This window comes from Streptomyces sp. Ru71 (assembly GCF_002920535.1).
Classification (GTDB): domain Bacteria; phylum Actinomycetota; class Actinomycetes; order Streptomycetales; family Streptomycetaceae; genus Streptomyces.
The window spans coordinates 1-18,942 of the sequence record NZ_PQSS01000116.1 but is presented as its reverse complement, the minus strand read 5'-3'; the positions used below and the strand labels follow the sequence as shown (position 1 = coordinate 18,942).

The 18,942-nt window shown below is 71.3% G+C and carries 18 protein-coding genes; 12 read left to right on the top strand and 6 right to left on the bottom strand.

Translation table 11 applies throughout. From position 1 onward, the window contains the following. Together C3489_RS36060 and C3489_RS36055 are read left to right on the top strand one after the other, a co-directional pair. The coding region (locus tag C3489_RS36060; protein ID WP_103786361.1) for an FUSC family protein at positions 1 to 1,328 on the top strand (1,328 nt) is incomplete at its 5' end. Beyond that, a complete protein-coding gene (locus tag C3489_RS36055; RefSeq protein ID WP_103786360.1) occupies positions 1,325 to 1,870 on the top strand; it encodes a MarR family winged helix-turn-helix transcriptional regulator in 546 nt (181 codons plus the stop codon). The genes C3489_RS36060 and C3489_RS36055, both read left to right, overlap by 4 nt. Positions 1,871 to 2,428: 558 nt before the next feature. On the opposite strand, the gene C3489_RS36050 is transcribed toward C3489_RS36055, so the two are convergent. The 3 genes from C3489_RS36050 to C3489_RS36040 all read right to left on the bottom strand — a co-directional run bounded on the left by C3489_RS36050 (position 2,429) and on the right by C3489_RS36040 (position 7,015). Then, entirely contained in the window at positions 2,429 to 5,527 is a 3,099-nt protein-coding gene (locus tag C3489_RS36050; protein WP_103786359.1) for an NPCBM/NEW2 domain-containing protein, read from the bottom strand. Positions 5,528 to 5,688: 161 nt separating this feature from the next. After that, positions 5,689 to 6,453, bottom strand: coding sequence for a VOC family protein (locus C3489_RS36045; RefSeq protein WP_103786358.1), 765 nt, complete (start codon positions 6,451 to 6,453; stop codon positions 5,689 to 5,691). Positions 6,454 to 6,622: 169 nt separating this feature from the next. Then, the gene (locus tag C3489_RS36040) at positions 6,623 to 7,015 is read right to left on the bottom strand and encodes a VOC family protein (protein WP_103786357.1); all 393 of its coding nucleotides are present in this window, start codon (positions 7,013 to 7,015) and stop codon (positions 6,623 to 6,625) included. Between the two features lie 124 nt (positions 7,016 to 7,139). Here C3489_RS36040 and C3489_RS36035 point away from each other — a divergent pair, with 124 nt between their 5' ends. After that, positions 7,140 to 7,679 carry a GNAT family N-acetyltransferase gene (locus C3489_RS36035; protein WP_103786356.1) on the top strand — a complete coding sequence of 180 codons (540 nt, stop codon included), beginning with the start codon at positions 7,140 to 7,142 and terminating at the stop codon, positions 7,677 to 7,679. A gap of 90 nt (positions 7,680 to 7,769) precedes the next feature. On the opposite strand, the gene C3489_RS36030 is transcribed toward C3489_RS36035, so the two are convergent. Continuing rightward, a complete protein-coding gene (locus C3489_RS36030; protein ID WP_103786355.1) occupies positions 7,770 to 8,453 on the bottom strand; it encodes a glycerophosphodiester phosphodiesterase family protein in 684 nt (227 codons plus the stop codon). A gap of 196 nt (positions 8,454 to 8,649) precedes the next feature. On the opposite strand from C3489_RS36030, the gene C3489_RS36025 reads away from it, so the two are divergent. The 4 genes from C3489_RS36025 (at position 8,650) to C3489_RS36010 (ending at position 12,562) form a co-directional block, all read left to right on the top strand. Continuing rightward, a complete protein-coding gene (locus C3489_RS36025) occupies positions 8,650 to 10,047 on the top strand; it encodes a DUF6421 family protein (RefSeq protein ID WP_103786354.1) in 1,398 nt (465 codons plus the stop codon). A 41-nt stretch (positions 10,048 to 10,088) separates the two neighbouring features. Then, the gene (locus C3489_RS36020) at positions 10,089 to 10,844 is read left to right on the top strand and encodes an SDR family oxidoreductase (protein ID WP_103786353.1); all 756 of its coding nucleotides are present in this window, start codon (positions 10,089 to 10,091) and stop codon (positions 10,842 to 10,844) included. Then, positions 10,841 to 11,911, top strand: a complete 1,071-nt coding sequence (locus C3489_RS36015; protein WP_103786352.1) for a low specificity L-threonine aldolase — start codon at positions 10,841 to 10,843, stop codon at positions 11,909 to 11,911. Before C3489_RS36020 ends, C3489_RS36015 begins: the two co-directional genes overlap by 4 nt. A gap of 78 nt (positions 11,912 to 11,989) precedes the next feature. Then, a complete protein-coding gene (locus C3489_RS36010) occupies positions 11,990 to 12,562 on the top strand; it encodes a transglutaminase family protein (protein ID WP_181139983.1) in 573 nt (190 codons plus the stop codon). Between the two features lie 22 nt (positions 12,563 to 12,584). On the opposite strand, the gene C3489_RS36005 is transcribed toward C3489_RS36010, so the two are convergent. Both C3489_RS36005 and C3489_RS36000 read right to left on the bottom strand, forming a co-directional pair. After that, positions 12,585 to 13,313 carry a 1-acyl-sn-glycerol-3-phosphate acyltransferase gene (locus tag C3489_RS36005; protein WP_103786350.1) on the bottom strand — a complete coding sequence of 243 codons (729 nt, stop codon included), beginning with the start codon at positions 13,311 to 13,313 and terminating at the stop codon, positions 12,585 to 12,587. 205 nt (positions 13,314 to 13,518) lie between these two features. Further along, positions 13,519 to 13,935: a DUF4395 domain-containing protein gene (locus tag C3489_RS36000; protein ID WP_103786349.1), complete on the bottom strand. Its 417-nt coding sequence runs from the start codon at positions 13,933 to 13,935 to the stop codon at positions 13,519 to 13,521. A 76-nt stretch (positions 13,936 to 14,011) separates the two neighbouring features. Between C3489_RS36000 and C3489_RS35995 the strand changes: the two genes are divergently transcribed. The 5 genes from C3489_RS35995 to C3489_RS35975 all read left to right on the top strand — a co-directional run bounded on the left by C3489_RS35995 (position 14,012) and on the right by C3489_RS35975 (position 18,662). Continuing rightward, entirely contained in the window at positions 14,012 to 14,425 is a 414-nt protein-coding gene (locus tag C3489_RS35995) for a thioredoxin family protein (protein WP_103786348.1), read from the top strand. Between the two features lie 210 nt (positions 14,426 to 14,635). Next, a complete protein-coding gene (locus C3489_RS35990) occupies positions 14,636 to 15,145 on the top strand; it encodes a flavin reductase family protein (RefSeq protein WP_103786347.1) in 510 nt (169 codons plus the stop codon). Between the two features lie 220 nt (positions 15,146 to 15,365). Continuing rightward, positions 15,366 to 16,154 carry an electron transfer flavoprotein subunit beta/FixA family protein gene (locus C3489_RS35985; protein ID WP_103786346.1) on the top strand — a complete coding sequence of 263 codons (789 nt, stop codon included), beginning with the start codon at positions 15,366 to 15,368 and terminating at the stop codon, positions 16,152 to 16,154. Between the two features lie 79 nt (positions 16,155 to 16,233). Next, positions 16,234 to 17,196, top strand: a complete 963-nt coding sequence (locus C3489_RS35980; protein WP_103786345.1) for an electron transfer flavoprotein subunit alpha/FixB family protein — start codon at positions 16,234 to 16,236, stop codon at positions 17,194 to 17,196. Positions 17,197 to 17,366: 170 nt separating this feature from the next. After that, a complete protein-coding gene (locus C3489_RS35975; RefSeq protein WP_103786344.1) occupies positions 17,367 to 18,662 on the top strand; it encodes a DUF6986 family protein in 1,296 nt (431 codons plus the stop codon). Positions 18,663 to 18,942 lie beyond the last annotated feature (280 nt).

The window sequence follows — 18,942 nt, the reverse complement described above, 5'->3', positions numbered from 1 at the left end:
TCACCGTCGGCGCGTTGCTGGCCGCCGTGCAGAAGGCGGTCTGCGACGCCACCCGGGTCGGCCCGCCCGGCAACGTGGTCCTCACCTTCATCAGCTCCGCGTCCCTGTTCGCCCCCCAGACGCTCGGCCAGGTCCCCGGCCATCTGGCGCTGGCCCTCGCGGCGGGCGCCTGGGCGTGGCTGGTCGGCATGGCCCCCGGCCTGGTCCGCCCGCACGGCCCGGAGCGCCGGGCCACGGCCCAGGCCCTGGCAGCGGCCGCCGCCCACGCCACCACCGCCGACGCGCACACCCGAGCCGCCGCGGCCGCCGCCATCCAGACGGCCTGGCAGACCCTGCTGTCCGCGGGCGTGCGTTCCGACCGCACCCGCCGCGGCCTGGAGCGCCTCCTCGTACGCGCCGAGGTGGCCCTGGCGGCCCCCGCCGACAGCGACCCCGAACGCCTGCGCACCTGGGCCCGCGACCTACGCGGCAACGGCTCCCTGCCCCCGGTCGACGCCCAGCCGGCCGAGGCGGACGAACTCCTCGGAGTCCAGGCGGAGACGACCACTCTCCGCCCCCACCCCCTCACCCCACTCGCCCCCATCGCCCTGCGCACCTTCCTCGGCTGCGCACTGGCCGGCTACGCCTCCCTGGCCCTCGGCATCGGCCGCCCCTACTGGGCCCTGGTCACCGCCGCCTCCCTCTACCAGGCCAACCTCACCCTGACCTGGAGCCGGGCCGTGCAGCGCGTGGTCGGCAACCTCATCGGCGTCCTCGTCTTCGCGGCCGTGGCGCCGCTGGCGCATCTCAACCAGGCGGCGCTCGTCATCGTCTGCCTGGCGTTCAACTTCGGCGCGGAGGCGCTGATCGGCCGCAACTACTGGCTCGGCACGCTCTGCGTGACCCCGATGGCGCTGCTGATCACCGAGTTCGCCCGCTTCCAGGACTCCGCCGAACTGATCACCGAGCGCACGGTCGACACCCTGGTCGGCGCCCTGGTCGGCTTCGTGGCCGCGGTGGCCGTCACCAACCGCCGCTCCGGCGACCGCCTGGAACACGCCCTGGCCACGGCGGAACGCACCCGCGAGGAAGCAGCCCGCCTCCTCACCGAACCACACACCACACCCGCCGCCCTGGAAGCGGCCCGCCGAAGCCTCGCCGCCGCGCTGGTCGACCTGCGCGCCACCGCCGAGGCGGCGTCCGGCGAGTGGTGGCAGCGCGCCCTGCCGCAGGACCGGGTGGTGCTCGCCGAGCAGGCCGGACACCGTACGCTCGCCGCGACGGTACGGCGCCAGGGACTCATCCTGGACCGGGACGACAGCGCGAGAGCGGAGGACGTACGGCCATGACGGCGACCAAGGGACGGGGCGCAGCCGGCGACGACACCAGGGGCGACACCGTCGCCGCCGTCGTCCGGCAGTGGCAGGCGGTCCACCCCGACCTCGACACCGGCCCGATGGAGATCATCGGCCGGGTCAACCGCTGCGCCGCCCTCCTCCAGCAGGCCGAGGACGCCCCGCTGCGCCGGGCGGGCCTGAGCCGCCCCGAGTTCGACCTGCTCGGCGCGTTGCGCCGCACCGGCCACGAGCTGACGCCCGGCGACCTGGCCCGGGAGACCTTCTCCTCCGGGGCCGCCGTCACCAAGCGCCTCAAGCAGCTCACGGAACGCGGCCTGGTCGAACGCCGCGGCGACACGCGGGACCGCCGGGTGTCCCACGTACGCCTGACGGACGCCGGGCGGGACCTGGTGGACGCGATCCTGCCGGAACAGTTGGCATACGAGACGGCGGTACTGTCCCCCCTCACGGAGCCCACCCAAACAGACCTGGCAACCCTCCTGAGCAACCTCCTCACCCACCTGGAAGGCCGCCTGAACTCCGTCCGAACCTGACACGCGCCCGGTGCTGCAGCGGGCCGGGGGTGGGTTGCGCAGCTCGGCGCTGGCGGGGTGCCTCCCCCAAGCTCTTCGAGCAGGGGGGGACCCCCAGCGCCCACCCGTGCCGCCCTGGGGGCACCTCCCAGGCCCTTAAGGCACTGGGGGAGGCACGACTGCCCGCAGCGGCGGCGGATGGAGGTGACCGGCCACGACGGCGGGATAGCCGCCCGCGGCGGGGAGGGGACGGGGTGGGGGGTGTCCGCCCGCAGCGGCCGGCACCGCCAACCCGCACCGTGTCGGGGACAGTGGGCCGGACCGAGGACGGATACCCCCCACCCCGGCCCCGACTCACCCACCGGCAGAAGGCGCTACCTCAGCCGACCACCGGACGGCGACGGGCCGCCGCAGGCATTTCAGGGGCGCGGGGAACTGCGCGAGCAACCACGACGCAACCCGCACAGGCCGCCGCAGGCACCCGCGAGCAACCACGACGCAACCCGCACAGGCCGCCGCAGGCACCCGCGAGCAACCATGACGCCACCCGCAGACGAACAACGAGCCCCCCGCGGAGCGTCACGCGCAGTGGAACAACGCCCCCGCCCAATCCCCATGATCCCCCGACTTGGACCCATCCGTGTCCGTGACAACCAGGTGCACATGCCGAGCCCCCGACACCGGCACCTGAACAGCAACGGGATCCGACGCACCGGACACCGTGGGCGACGACCACAGCACACGCCCGTCCGCGACCACCGAGAACGACACCCCGCCGTACCCGTTGATCTCGTCGTCCACCCCCACCGTCGCCGTGAAGGCGGAGCACTTCCCCCCGAGCCAGAACTCGACATCGGAGTTGGCATGCGCCCCGATCCCCTTGGCATACACCGTCCCGTTCAAGGTCAGCGTATGCCCGTCCCCCGCAGCAGACTCCCCGTTGCTCCGGTCCCGCTCCGCAGGCCCCCACCCGTTGGACGCGTTGAGCCACGGCAGATCACTCGCCCACGCCTCACCCGCCGGAGGCGTCGGCATCGTCCGCACAGCAGCCCGCTGCGACGTCACCCGCACCTCCCCAGCGGCCCTGTACCGCGCCGTAGCGGTAAGCACAGCTTCCCCAGGACCCGCACCGCCCGGCGGAGTCACCGTGAACTCGGCCCGAACCCGCTGCCCGGGTTCCAGATCACCCAGCACCCCGGCGGACGACACGGTCCACCCCTCGGGCGCCTCCAGCGACACGGCCGTGGACTCCGCACCCGCCAGCCCGGCGGTGAAGTCCACCGTGACCTTCTCCGGCACCCCCGCGCCCACCTCCGCGCCCCCGGCGAACCCCAGCGTGCCCACGGCCCCCGGCACCCGACCGCCCACCGCGCTCGCCGCGTCCAGATCGACCCGGAACGCCCGCGACGTGGCGACCGCCCGGGTCTTCACCTGCACCACACCACCCCGGTCACCGGCGTCGTGGAACCACCCCTCGGCGGCCGCGTCGAACGCCGCCTTGGACGCCTGCCGCGGCAACACCCGCCCGTCCAGCCGCACCTGCGCCGGCGCGGACCCGGTGTGCACGGTGAACAGGTACGGCCGCGCGCTCTGCTTGCCCGTGAACGACCCCGCGCTCGCCCCCACGTCGATCCGTACCGCCCCCGCCCCGCTCTCCGGCGCGGTCACCGTGACCCGCTGCTCGGCGTACCGGCCCTGCCGGTGCTGCCGGGTCACCCCGTCGTCCTCGTACAGCGTGAACGAGGACCGCCCCTGCGGATACACGTCCCACGCCAGCGGCGAGGAAGCCGTCCGGTCCCGGTACGACCTGATCCCGGGCCACATGGGCACAGCCGCGCCCGCCTTCACGAACAACGGCAGCGTGTCCAGCGGCGCCTGATAGCCGTTCACCGTGGTCGGCCCCTGATAGACCCGCCCCGACCAGTAGTCGACCCACGTGCCCTTCGGCAGGTAGATCCCGTCCCGCACGGCCTCGTCCCGGTAGACGGGCGCGACCAGGAAGTCCTCCCCGCTCAGGAACTCGTACTTCGCCGCGTCGGACGCCGCCACCGGATCGTCCGGGTACTCCAGCGCCAGCGGCCGCACCGCCCCGACGCCCGTACGGTTCGCCTGCGCCGCGTAGGTGTACATGTACGGCAGCAGCGACTCCTTCAGCTTCAGGTACGTGCGGTTGATGCTCGTGTACGGCTCCCCGTACCGGAACGGCTGTTTGTCGGACGAGGCCCACCCGTCCATGGTCATCACGGCCGGCAGGAACGCCTTCCACTGCAGATCCCGTGCGTACGTCTTCGCGCTGCCCCCGAAGATCCCGTCCACGTCACCCGTGGTGTACGCGAGCCCGGACATCGTCGCGCCCGCGTACGTCGGAATCTGCCAGCGGATGTAGTCCCAGCTGCCGGACTGGTCGCCGCTCCACTGCACCCCGCACCGCTGCGCGCCCGACCAGCTCTCCGGGGCCCAGGTGAAGCCCCGGGCGTCGCTGTTGTCCTCGATCCCGCGGTAGGCCGCCTTGCAGCCGTCCAGCGCGAACTTGTACCCGTCGCCGACCCAGGCCACGTCCAGCTTGGCGACCCGCTGTCCGGCCTTCACCTGGTCGGCGAGCTTGTCGAGACCGTCCTCGGTCCACAGCCCCATCTGCATCTTGCGGTCGTTCAGCCCCTTGGCCGTCTGAGCGAGGTTCTCGTACCCGCAGCCGTAGCCGTCGTTGACGAGCATCCAGCCCAGCGGCATGTCGTTCTTGACGTAGTCGTCGGCGACCTTGAGCGCGTCCAGGGTGTGCCGTTCACCGCGGTTGGCGTTGTGCAGGTAGCAGTCGGAATCGCCGATCTCCAGGCCGTAGACGGGCGGGAGCATGGGTCGCCCGGTGAGCTTGGTGTACTGCCCGATGACGTCCTTGGTGCTCGACCCGGCGAAGTAGTAGGCGTCGAACCGCTTTTCCTGCTCCGTGGTGGTGACCGGGTCGGTGAAGGCGTAGGTGCCCGGCGCGTAGGTGTTCCGGTAGACGCCGTACCCGGCCGAGGAGAGGTAGAACGGCACCGAGTTGGGATGCCCGCCCTCGTTCCAGTTGTAGTCGACGCCGACCTTGAGCGTCCTGCCGCGGTGGGAGGTGTTCCCGCTGCCGTTCTGTTCGCCGGTGCCGTAGAACTGCTCGTCGGCGCCGCGGGCGAGCGTCTGCGTGGTCGAGGTGGCGTCCCAGCTGATGCCGCGGGACTCCTCCCACAGCCGGGTGCCGTCGGCGCGGTAGAGGGCGAACCGCAGCGGTGCCTTGTAGACCCGCAACGTGACTTGATCGGTGGACAGTTCGTAGCGGTCCCCGCGGTCGGCCCACCGGGTGGCCGGCGGAGCGCCCTGCGGGAGCACGATGTCGGACCCGACCGGGTCGGTGAACGTGCCGTCGGGCGCGACCTCGATCCGGAAGGTGTCACCGGTCACGAAGCTGACCCGGGCCTTGGCCGGCCCGGCGGTGAACGTGTAGACGGCCCCCGAGGCCGTGAAACCGGTGACGTCCCCGATGACGGTGGAGGCGGGCGCCGCGGCGGCCGGGGCGGCGACCGCCGGCAGGGCGGGCGTACCCGTGACGGCGAACACGGCGGCGAGGGCCGTGGCGGCCAGACCCGCGCGGCGTCTCGACCGCCGTGGTCCGGACCCGCTGGAGGGCGTGCTGGATGGAGCGGTCATGTCGGTCCCTTCACATCCTGCGCGACCCGGCATCAACAGCCGGATGACTGAACCTGATTGATAGAGGCTTACATCAAGCAGAATCAATCAAGCGCAGCAGGTATAGCGCACCGCACGCCCCGTTGAACAGAGGGCGTGCGGTGCGGAAGGGACGAAGGAGGTCAGCCCTCCTGGCCGGCCAGATACACCCCGAACATCGCCCCCTGGGGATCGCGCAGCACCGCGATGCGGGGGCCGCCGGGCACGGACGTGGGTGCCATCAGGACATTGCCGCCGGCCCCGGCCGCGTCGGCGGCGGTCGTGTCGACGTCGGCCACCGCGAAGTACGGCAGCCAGTGCGGCGGCACCTCCGGCGGGAACTTGTCGTCCATCGTCGTCATGCCGCCGAAGTCCTCCCCGGCGATGCCCCACTGGGTGTACCGCTCCTGGGTGCGCACCGTCCAGCCGAACACGGAGGTGTAGAAGTCCTCGGCCCGCTCCGGCTCACGGGTCATCAGCTCCACCCAGCCGAGCGAGCCCGGGGCGTTGAACAGCCCGGCTCCGGGGAAGGCCCGCGCCTGCCACAGCTGGAAGACCGCGCCTGTCGGATCCGAGACCACCGTGAACCGGCCGACGTCGAACACGTCCATCGGGCCGAGCAGCACGGTGCCGCCGGCCGCCCGCACCTGCTGCGCCGCCGCGTCGGCGTCCTCCACCGCGAAGGACACGTTCCAGGCCACCGGCTGCTGCTCCTGGTACAGCGGCGACAGCGCGGCCACCGCCGCGTCGCCCAGGTGCGCGATGGTGTAGCCGCCGGCCTCGGGGCGCGGATCCGTCTCGGGCCGCCAGTTGAACACGGCCGCGTAGAAGCGCTTCGCCGCCTCGACGTCGCTGGTCCCCAGCTCCGTCCAGCAGGGCCCGCCGGTCACCGGTCGGTGGAGCTTCATGGCGTTCCTTCCCTACGGCAGCCCCCCGCAGCACGCTAACCGGGCCCGGGTGGGGCGGCCACCGGTCGCCTTGATCTCAAGCGTGCTTGAGGTCCTACGGTGACCGGAGAGCCGTCGACCGAAGAGGGGAGGGCCGCGTCATGGCGCTCAAGGAGTGCACGGCGCGGGCTCAGATGCCGGGCCGGTACCGCAGCGGGTGGTCCGCCGGCACCTCGACGAGCACGATCGGGACGCCGTCGGGGTCCTCGATCCACATCTCGACCAGCCCCCACGGCTCACGCACCGGCTCCCGTACGACCGGCACCCCCTTCCCGCGCAGCTCCTCGTGCGCCGCCGACGCGTCGGCGACCTGGAGCCACAGGCGCACGGCGGGGGAGGGCGGGGTGTCCGAGCGGCCCGAGAGCTCCAGGAAGCCGCCGCCGAGGAAGTAGACGGTGCCGCGGTCCGGGCCCGTGCCGAACTCGCGGTAGACGGCGAGGCCCAGTTGCTCGCCGTAGAAGGCGCGGGAGCGCTCGGGGTCGGTGGGGCGCAGGAGCGTCCGGCTGCTGAGAACGTGCACCATGCATCCGGAGCCTAGTGGCAGGGTTACCCTCGACCCGGCCCGAACCGCCCGATCCGGCCCCGACACGGCCGGCGAGGGCCGACGACGGTCCCGAGACAGCCCGAGACAGAGGGAGCAGCGTCCCATGGAGTCCCCCGCCACCGCCCTGACGTTCCGTGATGCCACCGACGCCGACGTCGACGCCCTGGTCGCGCTCGTGGAGTCGGCCTACCGCGGGGACGACAGCCGGGCCGGGTGGACCACGGAGGCCGACATCCTCCAGGGGCAGCGCACGGACCCCGAGGGCGTCCTGGAGATCATCAAGTCGCCCGACAGCCGGCTGCTCACGGTGGAGCAGGACGGCGAGGTCGTCGCCTGCTGCCAGCTGGAGCACCGCGGTGGCCACGCCTACTTCGGCATGTTCGCGGTCCGGCCGACCCGCCAGGGTGGCGGTCTGGGCAAGGTCGTCATCGCCGAGGCGGAGCGGCTGGCCCGCGAGACCTGGGGCGTGACGGAGATGCACATGACCGTGATCTCCGTACGCGAGGACCTGATCGCCTGGTACGAGCGCCGCGGCTACCGCCGTACCGGACGGATGACGCCGTTCCCGTACGGCGACGAGCGCTTCGGCATCCCGCAGCGCGACGACCTCCAGTTCGAACTCCTGATCAAGCCACTGACCTGAACCCCGTCCCGAACCCCGACCACCGGACCGCGAGGCCGCTCCCGGTCGCGCACAGCGCCACACAGCCGGGCGGTTGCCGTCGGCGCCCCGTCACGCCGTGAAGCGGCAGGCTCGTTTGATCTCCGGGCGGTCGGTGGTCACGCCGTCCAGTTCCAGGGCGTGTGCCAGTCGCAGGTCCTGCGGTGTGTTCACCACCCAGCTGAAGACCCTGAGCCCCGCCTCGCGGGCCCGTCGCACCACCTCCAGGGTGAGCCGCTGGATGTCCAGGCAGACGGTCGCGGCCCCCGCCCCGACCGCGTGCTCGACGACCTCCGGGCCGTAGTGCTCGGCGACGAGCGCGGTCCGCACGCCCGGAACGAGCCGCGCCACCTCCGTGATCGCGTCGGCGTGGAAGGAGATCACCTCGACGCGGTCGGTCAGATCGCGTTCCCGCAGCACCTCGGCCAGCACCCGCGCCGCCCGCACGTCCTTGATCTCGGCCTGCAGCGGCGCGCGGACCGCGTCCAGCACCTCCTCGAAGACCGGGACCCGCTCGCCCAGACCCGCGTCCAGCGACCGCAACTCCGCCAGCGTGTGCTCGGCGATGGCCCCGCTGCCGTCGGTGGTCCGGTCCACGCGCTCGTCGTGCATGACGACGAGCGCGCCGTCCTTGCTCAGGTGCAGGTCGAGCTCGATCGCGTCCAGACCGGCACGCTCCGCGGCGGTGAAGGAGCGCAGCGTGTTCTCCGGCTCGACGCCCATGACCCCGCGGTGTCCAATGGTGATGAGGTTCAAGGTCCGCTCGCTTCCCTCGGCGACGCAGCCATCTCTACCCCGGCATACGGAAGAAACCCCTCCCGCGCGACCGAGCGGGAAAAACTACGGTGACCATGGGGGTCGCGCAGGATAATTTCCTGAGCCTCCCCTTGCTGTAAGGAAGCTCGTATGTATACGGTCTCCTTACGCGAGGTTCTCCCGTGGAGGATGGGACATGACGGAAATTCTTGTGCAGGCGGGTACGGAGGAGAAGGTTTCTCCGGAGAGCAGGGTGGTCGAACACCCGGCCTGGCCCCGGCTCAAGGATGCCGTGGAACGCATCCGGCCCTGGCAGTCCAACGACGGCTCCATCGACTTCGCGGCCGAGGGCGCCCCGGAGCGCGCCGCCGCCGAGGGCGCGGTCCACGAGGTGATCGAGGCCGTACGGGAACTCTCGCCGCTGCTGCCGCACGACGCCGCCTACCACGAGGCGCTGGTCAAGGACCTCCAGCGGTGGGCCGAGGGCGGCTTCGAGGTGCCGGACTTCCTGGACGCGCTGCTGGCCTTCCAGCCGGCCGCCGACCGCCGGGACGGCCTGCAGCACTTGGTCGTCTTCCCGATGTACACGCAGAACGGCAACCCGGACCGCAACCTGGAGGCGGTCGTCCTGCGCATGGTGTGGCCCGACTGGCTGGCCGAGCTGGAGCGCACCCGCTACGACAACCCGCTGTTCTGCGGCATCACCTTCGAGGGCTTCACCTCCGGCTACGACACCAACTCCGCGGTGCTCTTCCCGGAGACCATCGCCGTGCGCGAGGCGCCGGAACGATTCTCCTGGGGTGGCATCTTCTGCGACCGCGAGGCCGCCCGTTTCCGCCGGGTGACCGAGGCCGCCGTGGAGCTGCTCGGCATGCAGCTGCCCGAGGACATCGCCGCGATGGTCCACGACCAGAAGCGCTGCGAGGAGGCCTTCGTCCTGTGGGACATGGTCCACGACCGCACCCACAGCCACGGCGACCTGCCGTTCGACCCGTTCATGATCAAGCAGCGCCAGCCGTTCTGGATGTACGGCCTGGAGGAGCTGCGCTGCGACCTGACCGCCTTCAAGGAGGCCGTGAAGCTCCAGGCGGACGGCGTCCCGCAGGCCCGTGACGTGCAGTACGCGGTGCTCTTCGACCGGATGTTCCGCTTCCCCGTCACCGGCGACCGCAACCGCAACTACGACGGCCTCGGCGGTCAGCTGCTCTTCGCCTACCTGCACAAGCACGACGTGGTCCGCTGGACCGACAACAAGCTCTCCATCGACTGGGAGCGCGCCCCGCAGGTCACCAACCAGCTGTGCGCCGAGATCGAGAAGCTGTACCGCGACGGCATCGACCGCCCGAAGCTGGTGCACTGGTTCGCCGGCTACGAGCTGGTCTCCACCTACCTCGCCCCGCACCCGGGCTCCAAGTGGGCCAAGGGCCCCGACGCCCTGGACCTGACCCAGCCGCCGCGCAAGCTGGTCGATGACGTGCTTCCGGACGAGTTTCCGCTGAGCATGTTCTATGAGGCGCTGTCCAAGAAGCTCAAGAACGTGATTGCCTCGACGAAGGGCATCACGGCGGACAGCCCCGAGCGGGTCGCCGCGTGAGCGGCCGGCTTACCGAGAACACTGCTTCTAAGGGGAACAACATGGGGAACGGGGCTCTCAGCGGTGCGGTGATCGCGGTCGCCGGCGCGGGCGGACCGGCCGGCCGGGCGGCGCTGCTGCGCCTCGCCGAGGCGGGCGCGACGGTCGTCGGCGCCGACAACGACCCGGAGCGCCTGTCGGAGGCGGTGGACGCGGCGCGCTACGCGCAGGGCGGTGCGACCGTCACCGGCGAGACCGTCGACCTGCTCGACCTGCAGGCCACCCGGGACTGGGCGAACCGCACCGAGAAGGAGTTCGGCCGCGTCGACGGCCTGGTCCACCTGGTCGGCGGCTGGCGCGGCAGCGAGACCTTCATCAAGACCAGCCTGGACGACTGGGACTTCCTGGAGCTGCTGCTCATCCGCACCGTGCAGCACACCTCCCTGGCCTTCTCGGAGGCGCTGCAGCGCAGCGACCGCGGCCGGTACGTGCTGATCAGCGCGGCCGGAGCCACCAAGCCCACCGCGGGCAACGCCGCCTACGCCGCCGCCAAGGCCGCCTCCGAGGCGTGGACGCTGGCCATGGCGGACTACTTCCGCAAGGCCGGGATCGCCGAGGGCGCCGACGGCCCCACCTCGGCGGCTGCCATCCTGGTGGTGAAGGCGTTGGTGCACGACGCGATGCGCGCCGACCGCCCCAACGCGAAGTTCGCGGGCTTCACCGACGTCAAGGACCTCGCCGAGGCCATCGTGGGCGTCTGGGACAAGTCCGCCGCGGAAGTGAACGGAAAACGTCTGTGGCTGACCGAGCAGCCGTGAACCCACCCAAGACCGACGCGCGTCGCCATCACGACCCCGAGGTCCGCGGCTTCGCCAGTGACAACTACGCCGGCGCCCACCCCGAGGTGCTCGCCGCCCTGGCCCTGGCCAACGGCGGGCACCAGGTGGCGTACGGCGAGGACGACTACACGGACAACCTGCAGCGGATCGTGCGCAGCCACTTCGGTGCCACGGCCGAGGCGTTCCCGGTGTTCAACGGCACCGGCGCCAACGTCGTGGCGCTGCAGGCGGTCACCGACCGCTGGGGCGCGGTGATCTGCGCCGAGAGCGCGCACATCAACGTCGACGAGGGCGGCGCCCCGGAGCGGATGGGCGGCCTGAAGCTGCTCACCGTGCCTACCCCGGACGGCAAGCTCACCCCCGAGCTGATCGACCGGCAGGCGTGGGGCTGGGAGGACGAGCACCGCGCGATGCCGCAGGTCGTCTCGATCACCCAGTCCACCGAGCTGGGCACCCTCTACACGCCCGAGGAGATCCGCGCGATCTGCGAGCACGCGCACGCACGCGGCATGCGGGTGCACCTGGACGGCTCGCGGATATCCAACGCCGCCGCCTCCCTGGACGTCCCGCTGCGGACCTTCACCAACGCGGTCGGCGTCGACATCCTCTCGCTCGGCGGCACGAAGAACGGCGCGCTGTTCGGCGAGGCGGTCGTCGTCATCAACCCCGACGCGGTGCGGAAGATGAAGCACCTGCGCAAGATGTCGATGCAGCTCGCCTCCAAGATGCGGTTCGTCTCGGTGCAGCTGGAGGCGCTGTTCGCCAAGGACCTGTGGCTGCGCAACGCCCGGCACTCCAACGAGATGGCCCAGCGCCTGGCCGAGGGCGTGCGCTCGGTGCACGGGGTGGAGATCCTCTATCCGGTGCAGGCCAACGGCGTGTTCGCCCGGCTGCCGCACGACGTGAGCGAGCGGCTGCAGAAGCGCTTCCGCTTCTACTTCTGGGACGAGGCGGACGGCGTGGTGCGCTGGATGTGCTCCTTCGACACCACCGAGGACGACGTGGACGCGTTCCTGGCCGCGCTCAAGGAGGAGATGGCGCGGTAGTACCCAGGGCTGCATAGGTATGCGGTCACCTGAAAAGTCATTGACTATCGGGTGATCGCATTCCTATGCTCTGCGGGCATGGAGCTGATCCAGAACACCCCTGACCTGTCCGCGTACTTGGCTGCTGACGAGGCCATCGACCACCACCACCCGGTGGTGCGGGAGACAGCCGCGCGGCTGGCCAGGGAAGCCACGGACTCGTATGACTATGCGCGCGTGGCCTTCGTCTTCGTCCGGGACGAGATCCCGCACTCGCTGGACTCCGGGGATCCGCGGGTGACCTGGCGCGCTTCGGACGTGATCGAGCGGCGCACCGGCATCTGCTGCGCCAAGTCACATGCCCTGGCCGCGCTGCTGCGCGCCGAGGACATCCCGACGGCGCTGTGCTACCAGAAGTTCGAGGCGGTGCACGGCCTCGTCGCGGTCCGCTTCAACGGCGCCTGGCACCGCCAGGACCCGCGCGGCGGCCGGCCCGGGGAGAGGGCGGCGTTCCGCCTCGACGGGGAGCAACTGGCCTTCGTACCGGACCCCGAGGCGGGGGAGGCGGACTACCCGGAGCTGTACGCCGCCCCGCACCCGGCGATCCTCGCGTCGCTGCGGACCGCACCGGACGTGCCGTCCCTGTGGCGGACCTATCCGACCGCTCTGTGAGCGAGGGCCGGCGGGCGGGAGGTCAGTGCGCCTCCGCGGCCCGGACCTCCTCCGGGGTCGGGGCCGTGCCGCCCAGGTGGGCCGGCATCCACCAGGTGTCCTCCGGACCCTTGGGGCGGACCGGGTAGGCGCGCTGGGCGGCCTCCAGCAGCTCCTGCACCCGCTCGCGCAGACGGCGGGTGATCGCGCCCGCGTACTGGTCGCGCGGCGCCTCGACGGCCTCGCCCACCCGGATGGTGATCGGGGTGTGACTGCGCTTGAAGTTGCGCGGGTGGCCCTTGGTCCACAGCCGCTGCGTCCCCCACACCGCCATCGGGATCAGGGGGACGCCGGCCTCCTGGGCGAGCCGGGCGGCGCCCGACTTGAAGCTCTTGAGGGTGAAGGACTGCGAGATGGTCGCCTCCGGGAACACCCCGATCACCTCACCGGACCGCAGCGCGTCCAGCGCGTGCGCGTAGGCGGCCTCGCCCTGGTCGCGGTCGACCGGGATGTGCTTCATCCCGCGCATCAGCGGCCCGGAGATCCGGTGCCGGAACACCGACTCCTTCGCCATGAAGCGCACCAGCCTCTTCTGCGGCAGCGCCGCGAGACCGTTGAAGATGAAGTCGAGGTAGCTGATGTGGTTGCTCACCAGCACCGCGCCGCCCGTCCGCGGTATGTTCTCCGAACCCCGGCAGTCGATCTTGAGGTCCCACACCTTGAACATGGTTCTGGCGAGACCGACGACGGGACGGTAGACGAGTTCTGCCATGGGCGGGACGGACCCTTCCTTCAGCCGCTGCCAGGGAATGTCAGAGACGTAGGTTCCCGGCGGAGATAAAGTTACGCAGCCGTAGGTTCACGGCTTGTCGCTGATCGTGCCCCAAACAACGGGCGGGTAGCCAGTCCTGGTGCCCCTCCGCCGCGAGATCCTCGTCACGTCCACCCCATGATCGACCTGCGTCTTTACCTGATCTTCACTCCGCGCGAACCGCCACACGCCGCACCAGCAGGTACATCTCGCACCCCAGGCAGTACCCGAACACCGCGTTCAGGAAGGCCGCCGCCAGCGCCGCCGAGGTCGCCGCCATCCCCAGCCACTGCGGCCCGACCGTGTAGCCGACCAGTCCGAGACCGGCGAACACCAGCCCCACCGCCTGCGCGAACCGCGGCGGCTCCGGCGGCTCGAACGCCTTGGGCGGCCCGAGCCGCGGCCGCACAGCCGTCCGGAACGCCCAGGCGTACGGCGAGCGCGTCACCCCGCCCGCCGCGCCCAGCGCGAACGCCAGGGCCTGCCAGCCCAGCAGCCAGACGTTGCCGGTGATCAGCACGACGGCCAGCACCACGGTCGTCACGGCCGCGGCGAATCGCGGGCCCCTCACGTCGATGTCCATGGAGCCAAGGATTCCGCACGAGCGGGACTTCCGGGACCCGGGAATTCTTGCGGTCTCGTGAATGCTTGTGCAGAGGATGACCGGACTGGTGGTGTGCGTGGTGGTGCTCGCGCTGACGAGCGCCTACGGCCTGGTGCAGCGACGGCGGAACGGGAGAGTGCGGGTGCGCGTGCGCGACGAGGGCAAACGGCTCACGGCGGCCGAACTCGGCGGCGAGCTGGGCGAGCGGGCGACCCTGGTCCAGTTCTCCAGCGCCTTCTGCGCCCCGTGCCGCGCCACCCGGCGCGTCCTCGGCGAAGTCGCCGGCCTGGTGCCGGGCGTGACGCACCTGGAGATCGACGCCGAGGCCCACCTCGACCTGGTGCGCGCCCTGGACATCCTCAAGACCCCGACCGTGCTGGTCCTCGACGCCGACGGCCGCGTGGTGCGCCGGGCCACCGGCCAGCCCCGCAAAGCCGACGTCATAGCGGCCCTCGGGGAGGCGGTGTGACACCGCCCGCGGTCACGGTGAGCTGCCTCCCACCGCACGGGACGTACTTGACTGCGCTCACCACCTATCGTCAGCCTGACCTCATGCCATCGGAACTCCTTCTCCATGGACGGGTGCACGTCGACCTCGTCCGCACCGCGAGCGCGCGCTGTCCGGGCCGCTGGTGACCCCGCCGCGCCCCCTCGCCCCTCACTCCTGAAGGACAGTTCCATGACGGCCACGCCCGACCTGCGCACACCCCGGCTCGCCTCCCCCGACCTCCTCCGCTCCGTCTTCCGGCGGCACGCGGCGGGCGTCGCCGTGATCACCGCCTCCGGCGCGGCGGGACCGGTCGGCTTCACCGCCACCTCCCTCACCTCGGTGTCCGCCGAGCCCCCGATGCTGTCCTTCGGGATCGGCACGGGCGCCTCCAGCTGGCCGGCGATATCCGGGGCCGACCACGTCGGCGTGCACATCCTCGGCGAGCACCAGCAGGAGCTGGCGGCCACCTTCGCTCGCAGCGGCGCCGACCGCTTCGGCGCCCCCACCGCCTGGCGGGAGGGCCCCGAGGGTGTTCCGGTGCTGGACGACGTCCTGGCCTGGCTGGTGTGCCGCGTCGTCGCCCGGGTCCCCGCCGGCGACCACCGCATCGTCCTCGCCGAGGTCGTCCTCGGCGAGGACGCCGGACCCGGCCGCCCGCTCCTTTACCACCAGGGCCGCTTCACTGCTCTGCGCGATTAGTCACGTTCCGGCTCGCCTGCGAAGCGGTCGAGTTCCGGTTACGCTGCGTTGCGAAGGTCACAGTTCAAAGCGCTTGCTTAGCGGGCAGGAACTGGGTGTACTGACGAGTAATATTTCGGTCGGAGCGGGGACCGCCCCGTACCGGAATCGGCCGCTTGGGGCGCCTATGCTGCCTCTCAAGTAGGCAGCCGAGAAATGACGAGGCAGTAGGAGAGCCGGCGTGAGCTTGAGGATCGTTGTCACTGTGAAGTACGTGCCCGACGCCACTGGCGACCGGCACTTCGCCGATGACCTGACCGTCGACCGGGACGACGTGGACGGTCTGCTCTCCGAGCTGGACGAGTACGCCGTCGAGCAGGCGCTGCAGATCGCCGAGAACTCCGACGACGACGTCGAGGTCACCGTCCTGACCATCGGCCCCGAGGACGCCAAGGACGCGCTGCGCAAGGCGCTGTCCATGGGCGCCGACAAGGCCGTCCACGTCGAGGACGACGACCTGCACGGCACGGACGCCATCGGCACCTCCCTGGTGCTGGCCAAGGCGATCGAGAAGGCCGGCTACGACCTGGTGATCTCCGGCATGGCCTCCACCGACGGCACCATGGGCGTCGTCCCGGCGCTGGTCGCCGAGCGTCTGGGCGTCCCGCAGGTCACTCTGCTCTCCGAGCTCTCCGTCGAGGACGGCACCGTCAAGGGCCGCCGCGACGGCGACGCCGCCTCCGAGCAGCTTGAGGCCTCCCTGCCGGCCGTCGTGTCGGTCACCGACCAGTCCGGCGAGGCCCGTTACCCGTCCTTCAAGGGCATCATGGCGGCCAAGAAGAAGCCGGTGGAGTCCTGGGACCTGTCCGACCTCGACATCGAGGCCGAGGAGGTCGGTCTGGAGGGCGCGTTCACCAAGGTCGAGGCCGCGAACGAGCGCCCGGCGCGCACCGCGGGCACGATCGTCAAGGACGAGGGCGAGGGCGGCAAGCAGCTCGCTGAGTTCCTCGCGAGCCAGAAGTTCATCTAAGGGACCGGCCGTCCCTGGATCAGGGGTCACTCCCTGACCGCCCCTCAGACTTCGCAATCCCCGCAGGAGATGCATTCCCATGGCTGAAGTTCTCGTCTACGTCGACCACGTGGACGGTGCCGTCCGCAAGCCCACCCTGGAGCTGCTGACCCTCGCCCGCCGCCTGGGCGAGCCGGTCGCCGTCGCGCTGGGCAACGGTGCCGCCGACACCGCCGCCACGCTCGCCGAGCACGGCGCGGTGAAGGTCCTCACCCACGACGCCTCCGAGTACGCCGAGTACCTGGTCGTGCCGAAGGTGGAGGCCCTGCAGGCCGCCGTCGAGGCCGTCTCCCCGGCCGCCGTGCTGGTGCCGTCCTCCGCCGAGGGCAAGGAGATCGCCGCGCGTCTGGCGCTGCGCATCGGCTCCGGCATCATCACCGACGCCGTCGACCTGGAGGCCGGCGACGAGGGCCCGGTGGCCACCCAGTCGGTGTTCGCCGCGTCGTTCACCACCAAGTCCCGTGTGATCAAGGGCACCCCGGTCATCACGGTCAAGCCGAACTCGGCCGCCGTGGAGGCCGCCCCGGCCGCCGGTGCGGTCGAGGCCCTGTCCGTGTCGTTCTCCGACAAGGCCACCGGCACGAAGATCACCGGCCGTACGCCGCGTGAGTCGACGGGCCGCCCGGAGCTGACCGAGGCCGCGATCGTGGTCTCCGGTGGCCGCGGTGTGAACGGCGCGGAGAACTTCTCGCTCATCGAGGGCCTGGCCGACCAGCTCGGTGCGGCCGTCGGCGCCTCGCGTGCCGCCGTCGACGCCGGCTGGTACCCGCACACCAACCAGGTCGGCCAGACCGGTAAGTCGGTCTCGCCGCAGCTGTACGTGGCCTGCGGTATCTCCGGTGCGATCCAGCACCGCGCCGGTATGCAGACCTCGAAGACCATCGTGGCCATCAACAAGGACCCCGAGGCCCCGATCTTCGAGCTGGTCGACTACGGCGTCGTCGGCGACCTGTTCGACGTCGTCCCGCAGCTGACCGACGAGGTCAAGACCCGCAAGGGCTGAACCCCGCGCGGCTGAACGAGGCCCCCGTGACCAGTGCGGTCACGGGGGCCTCGCCGTGCGGCGGCCACGGGTTCATGCTGTGGACAGGGTGTTGACCAGCGGGAAGATCCACGGATAACTTCACTCTACGGATTATTGATTTCGCAGAGCGGAAAACAGGAGGCTGTGGGATGGGTCAGGGCCAGCAGGAGAAGGTGGCGACGAGCCTCGCGGGCGCCATCAGCGAGGAGATCAGCGCCTCCCTCGCGCCGGTCGACGCGGCACTGGAGCGCACCTACCCGGGCGACCCCGGCACCCGCCAGCCCGTCCACACCGTCTACGTCCCCGGCGACGTCTTCGCCGCCGACACCGTCCGCTCCTGGGGCGACCAGGCCCTCGCCGCCCTCGACGAGCACGCCCCGGACGCCGCCTCCTTCGCCGCCGTGCTGGGCCTGGCCGACGAGCTCGCCGAGCCCGTCTACACGCGCGTGCGCGCCAAGCTGGAGCGCGAGCCGATCGAAGACCTGCGCGTCGACTTCGAGGACGGCTACCACGGGCAGGACGAGGACCAGGACGCTGCCCGGGCCGCCCGTCTCATCGCCGACGCGTACGCGGGCGGTACCGCCGCGCCGTACATGGGCATCCGGATGAAGTGCATGGAGGCCCCCGTCCGTGACCGGGGCATCCGCACCCTGGACGTCTTCCTCACCGGGCTGCTGGAGCACGGCGGCCTGCCGGAGGGCCTGGTGCTCACGCTGCCGAAGGTGACCTACCCCGAGCAGGTCACCGCCATGGTCCGCCTCCTGGAGGCGTTCGAGAAGTCCCGGGGCCTGGAGCCCGGCCGCATCGGCTTCGAGATCCAGATCGAGACCAGCCAGGCCATCCTCGCCGCGGACGGCACCGCCACCGTCGCCCGCATGATCCAGGCCGCCGAGGGCCGGGCCACCGGACTGCACTACGGCACCTTCGACTACAGCGCCTGCCTCGGCGTCTCCGCCGCCTACCAGGCCAGCGACCACCCGGCCGCGGACCACGCCAAGGCGATCATGCAGGTCGCTGCCGCGGGGACCGGGGTACGGGTGTCCGACGGCTCCACCAACGTGCTGCCGGTCGGGTCCACCGAGAAGGTGCACGATGCCTGGCGGCTGCACTACGGGCTGACCCGTCGTGCGCTGTCGCGGGCCTACTACCAGGGGTGGGACATGCACCCTGGGCACATTCCCACGCGTTACGCGGCGGTGTTCGCCTTCTACCGTGAGGGCTTCGAGCAGGCCGCCGCGCGGCTTGCCCGGTACGCCGGGCATGTCGATGGTGACGTCATGGACGAGCCGGCCACCGCGAAGGCGCTCAGTGGGTATCTGCTGCGGGGGCTGGACTGTGGGGCGCTTGACGACGCGGAGGTTGCCGCGGTGACGGGGCTGACGCGGGGGGATCTGGAGGGATTTGCTGCGCCTCGGCGGGGGGATCTTACGGCTTCGGCGCAGTAGCCTGCCGGTGCCTGCCGGCGGCTGGTCGCCTTTGCCTGCGGCGGCCTGTTGCTGTTGCGTTGTGGCTGGTCGCCTTTGCCTGCGGCGGCCTGTTGCTGTTGCGTTGTGGCTGGTCGCCTTTGCCTGCGGCGGCCTGTTGCTGTTGCGTTGTGGCTGGTCGCGCAGTTCCCCGCGCCCCTTGAATGCCTGCGGCGGCCCGTTGCTGTTGCGTTGTGGCGTGCGTAGCGCCTGCGGCCGGTGGTCAAGGCGGGGCCGGGGCGGGGGGTGTCCGTCCTCGGTC

Excerpts from the sequence above, each read along its gene's own strand:
- C3489_RS36020 (WP_103786353.1), top strand. The coding sequence starts at position 10,089 with ATGGGGAACGGGGCTCTCAGCGGTGCGGTGATCGCGGTCGCCGGCGCG.
- C3489_RS36055 (WP_103786360.1), top strand. The coding sequence starts at position 1,325 with ATGACGGCGACCAAGGGACGGGGCGCAGCCGGCGACGACACCAGGGGC.
- C3489_RS36050 (WP_103786359.1), bottom strand. The coding sequence starts at position 5,527 with ATGACCGCTCCATCCAGCACGCCCTCCAGCGGGTCCGGACCACGGCGG.
- C3489_RS35995 (WP_103786348.1), top strand. The coding sequence starts at position 14,012 with ATGACCGGACTGGTGGTGTGCGTGGTGGTGCTCGCGCTGACGAGCGCC.
- C3489_RS36045 (WP_103786358.1), bottom strand. The coding sequence starts at position 6,453 with ATGAAGCTCCACCGACCGGTGACCGGCGGGCCCTGCTGGACGGAGCTG.
- C3489_RS36025 (WP_103786354.1), top strand. The coding sequence starts at position 8,650 with ATGACGGAAATTCTTGTGCAGGCGGGTACGGAGGAGAAGGTTTCTCCG.
- C3489_RS36005 (WP_103786350.1), bottom strand. The coding sequence starts at position 13,313 with ATGGCAGAACTCGTCTACCGTCCCGTCGTCGGTCTCGCCAGAACCATG.
- C3489_RS36035 (WP_103786356.1), top strand. The coding sequence starts at position 7,140 with ATGGAGTCCCCCGCCACCGCCCTGACGTTCCGTGATGCCACCGACGCC.
- C3489_RS36000 (WP_103786349.1), bottom strand. The coding sequence starts at position 13,935 with ATGGACATCGACGTGAGGGGCCCGCGATTCGCCGCGGCCGTGACGACC.
- C3489_RS36040 (WP_103786357.1), bottom strand. The coding sequence starts at position 7,015 with ATGGTGCACGTTCTCAGCAGCCGGACGCTCCTGCGCCCCACCGACCCC.
- C3489_RS35980 (WP_103786345.1), top strand. The coding sequence starts at position 16,234 with ATGGCTGAAGTTCTCGTCTACGTCGACCACGTGGACGGTGCCGTCCGC.
- C3489_RS35990 (WP_103786347.1), top strand. The coding sequence starts at position 14,636 with ATGACGGCCACGCCCGACCTGCGCACACCCCGGCTCGCCTCCCCCGAC.
- C3489_RS35975 (WP_103786344.1), top strand. The coding sequence starts at position 17,367 with ATGGGTCAGGGCCAGCAGGAGAAGGTGGCGACGAGCCTCGCGGGCGCC.
- C3489_RS36010 (WP_181139983.1), top strand. The coding sequence starts at position 11,990 with ATGGAGCTGATCCAGAACACCCCTGACCTGTCCGCGTACTTGGCTGCT.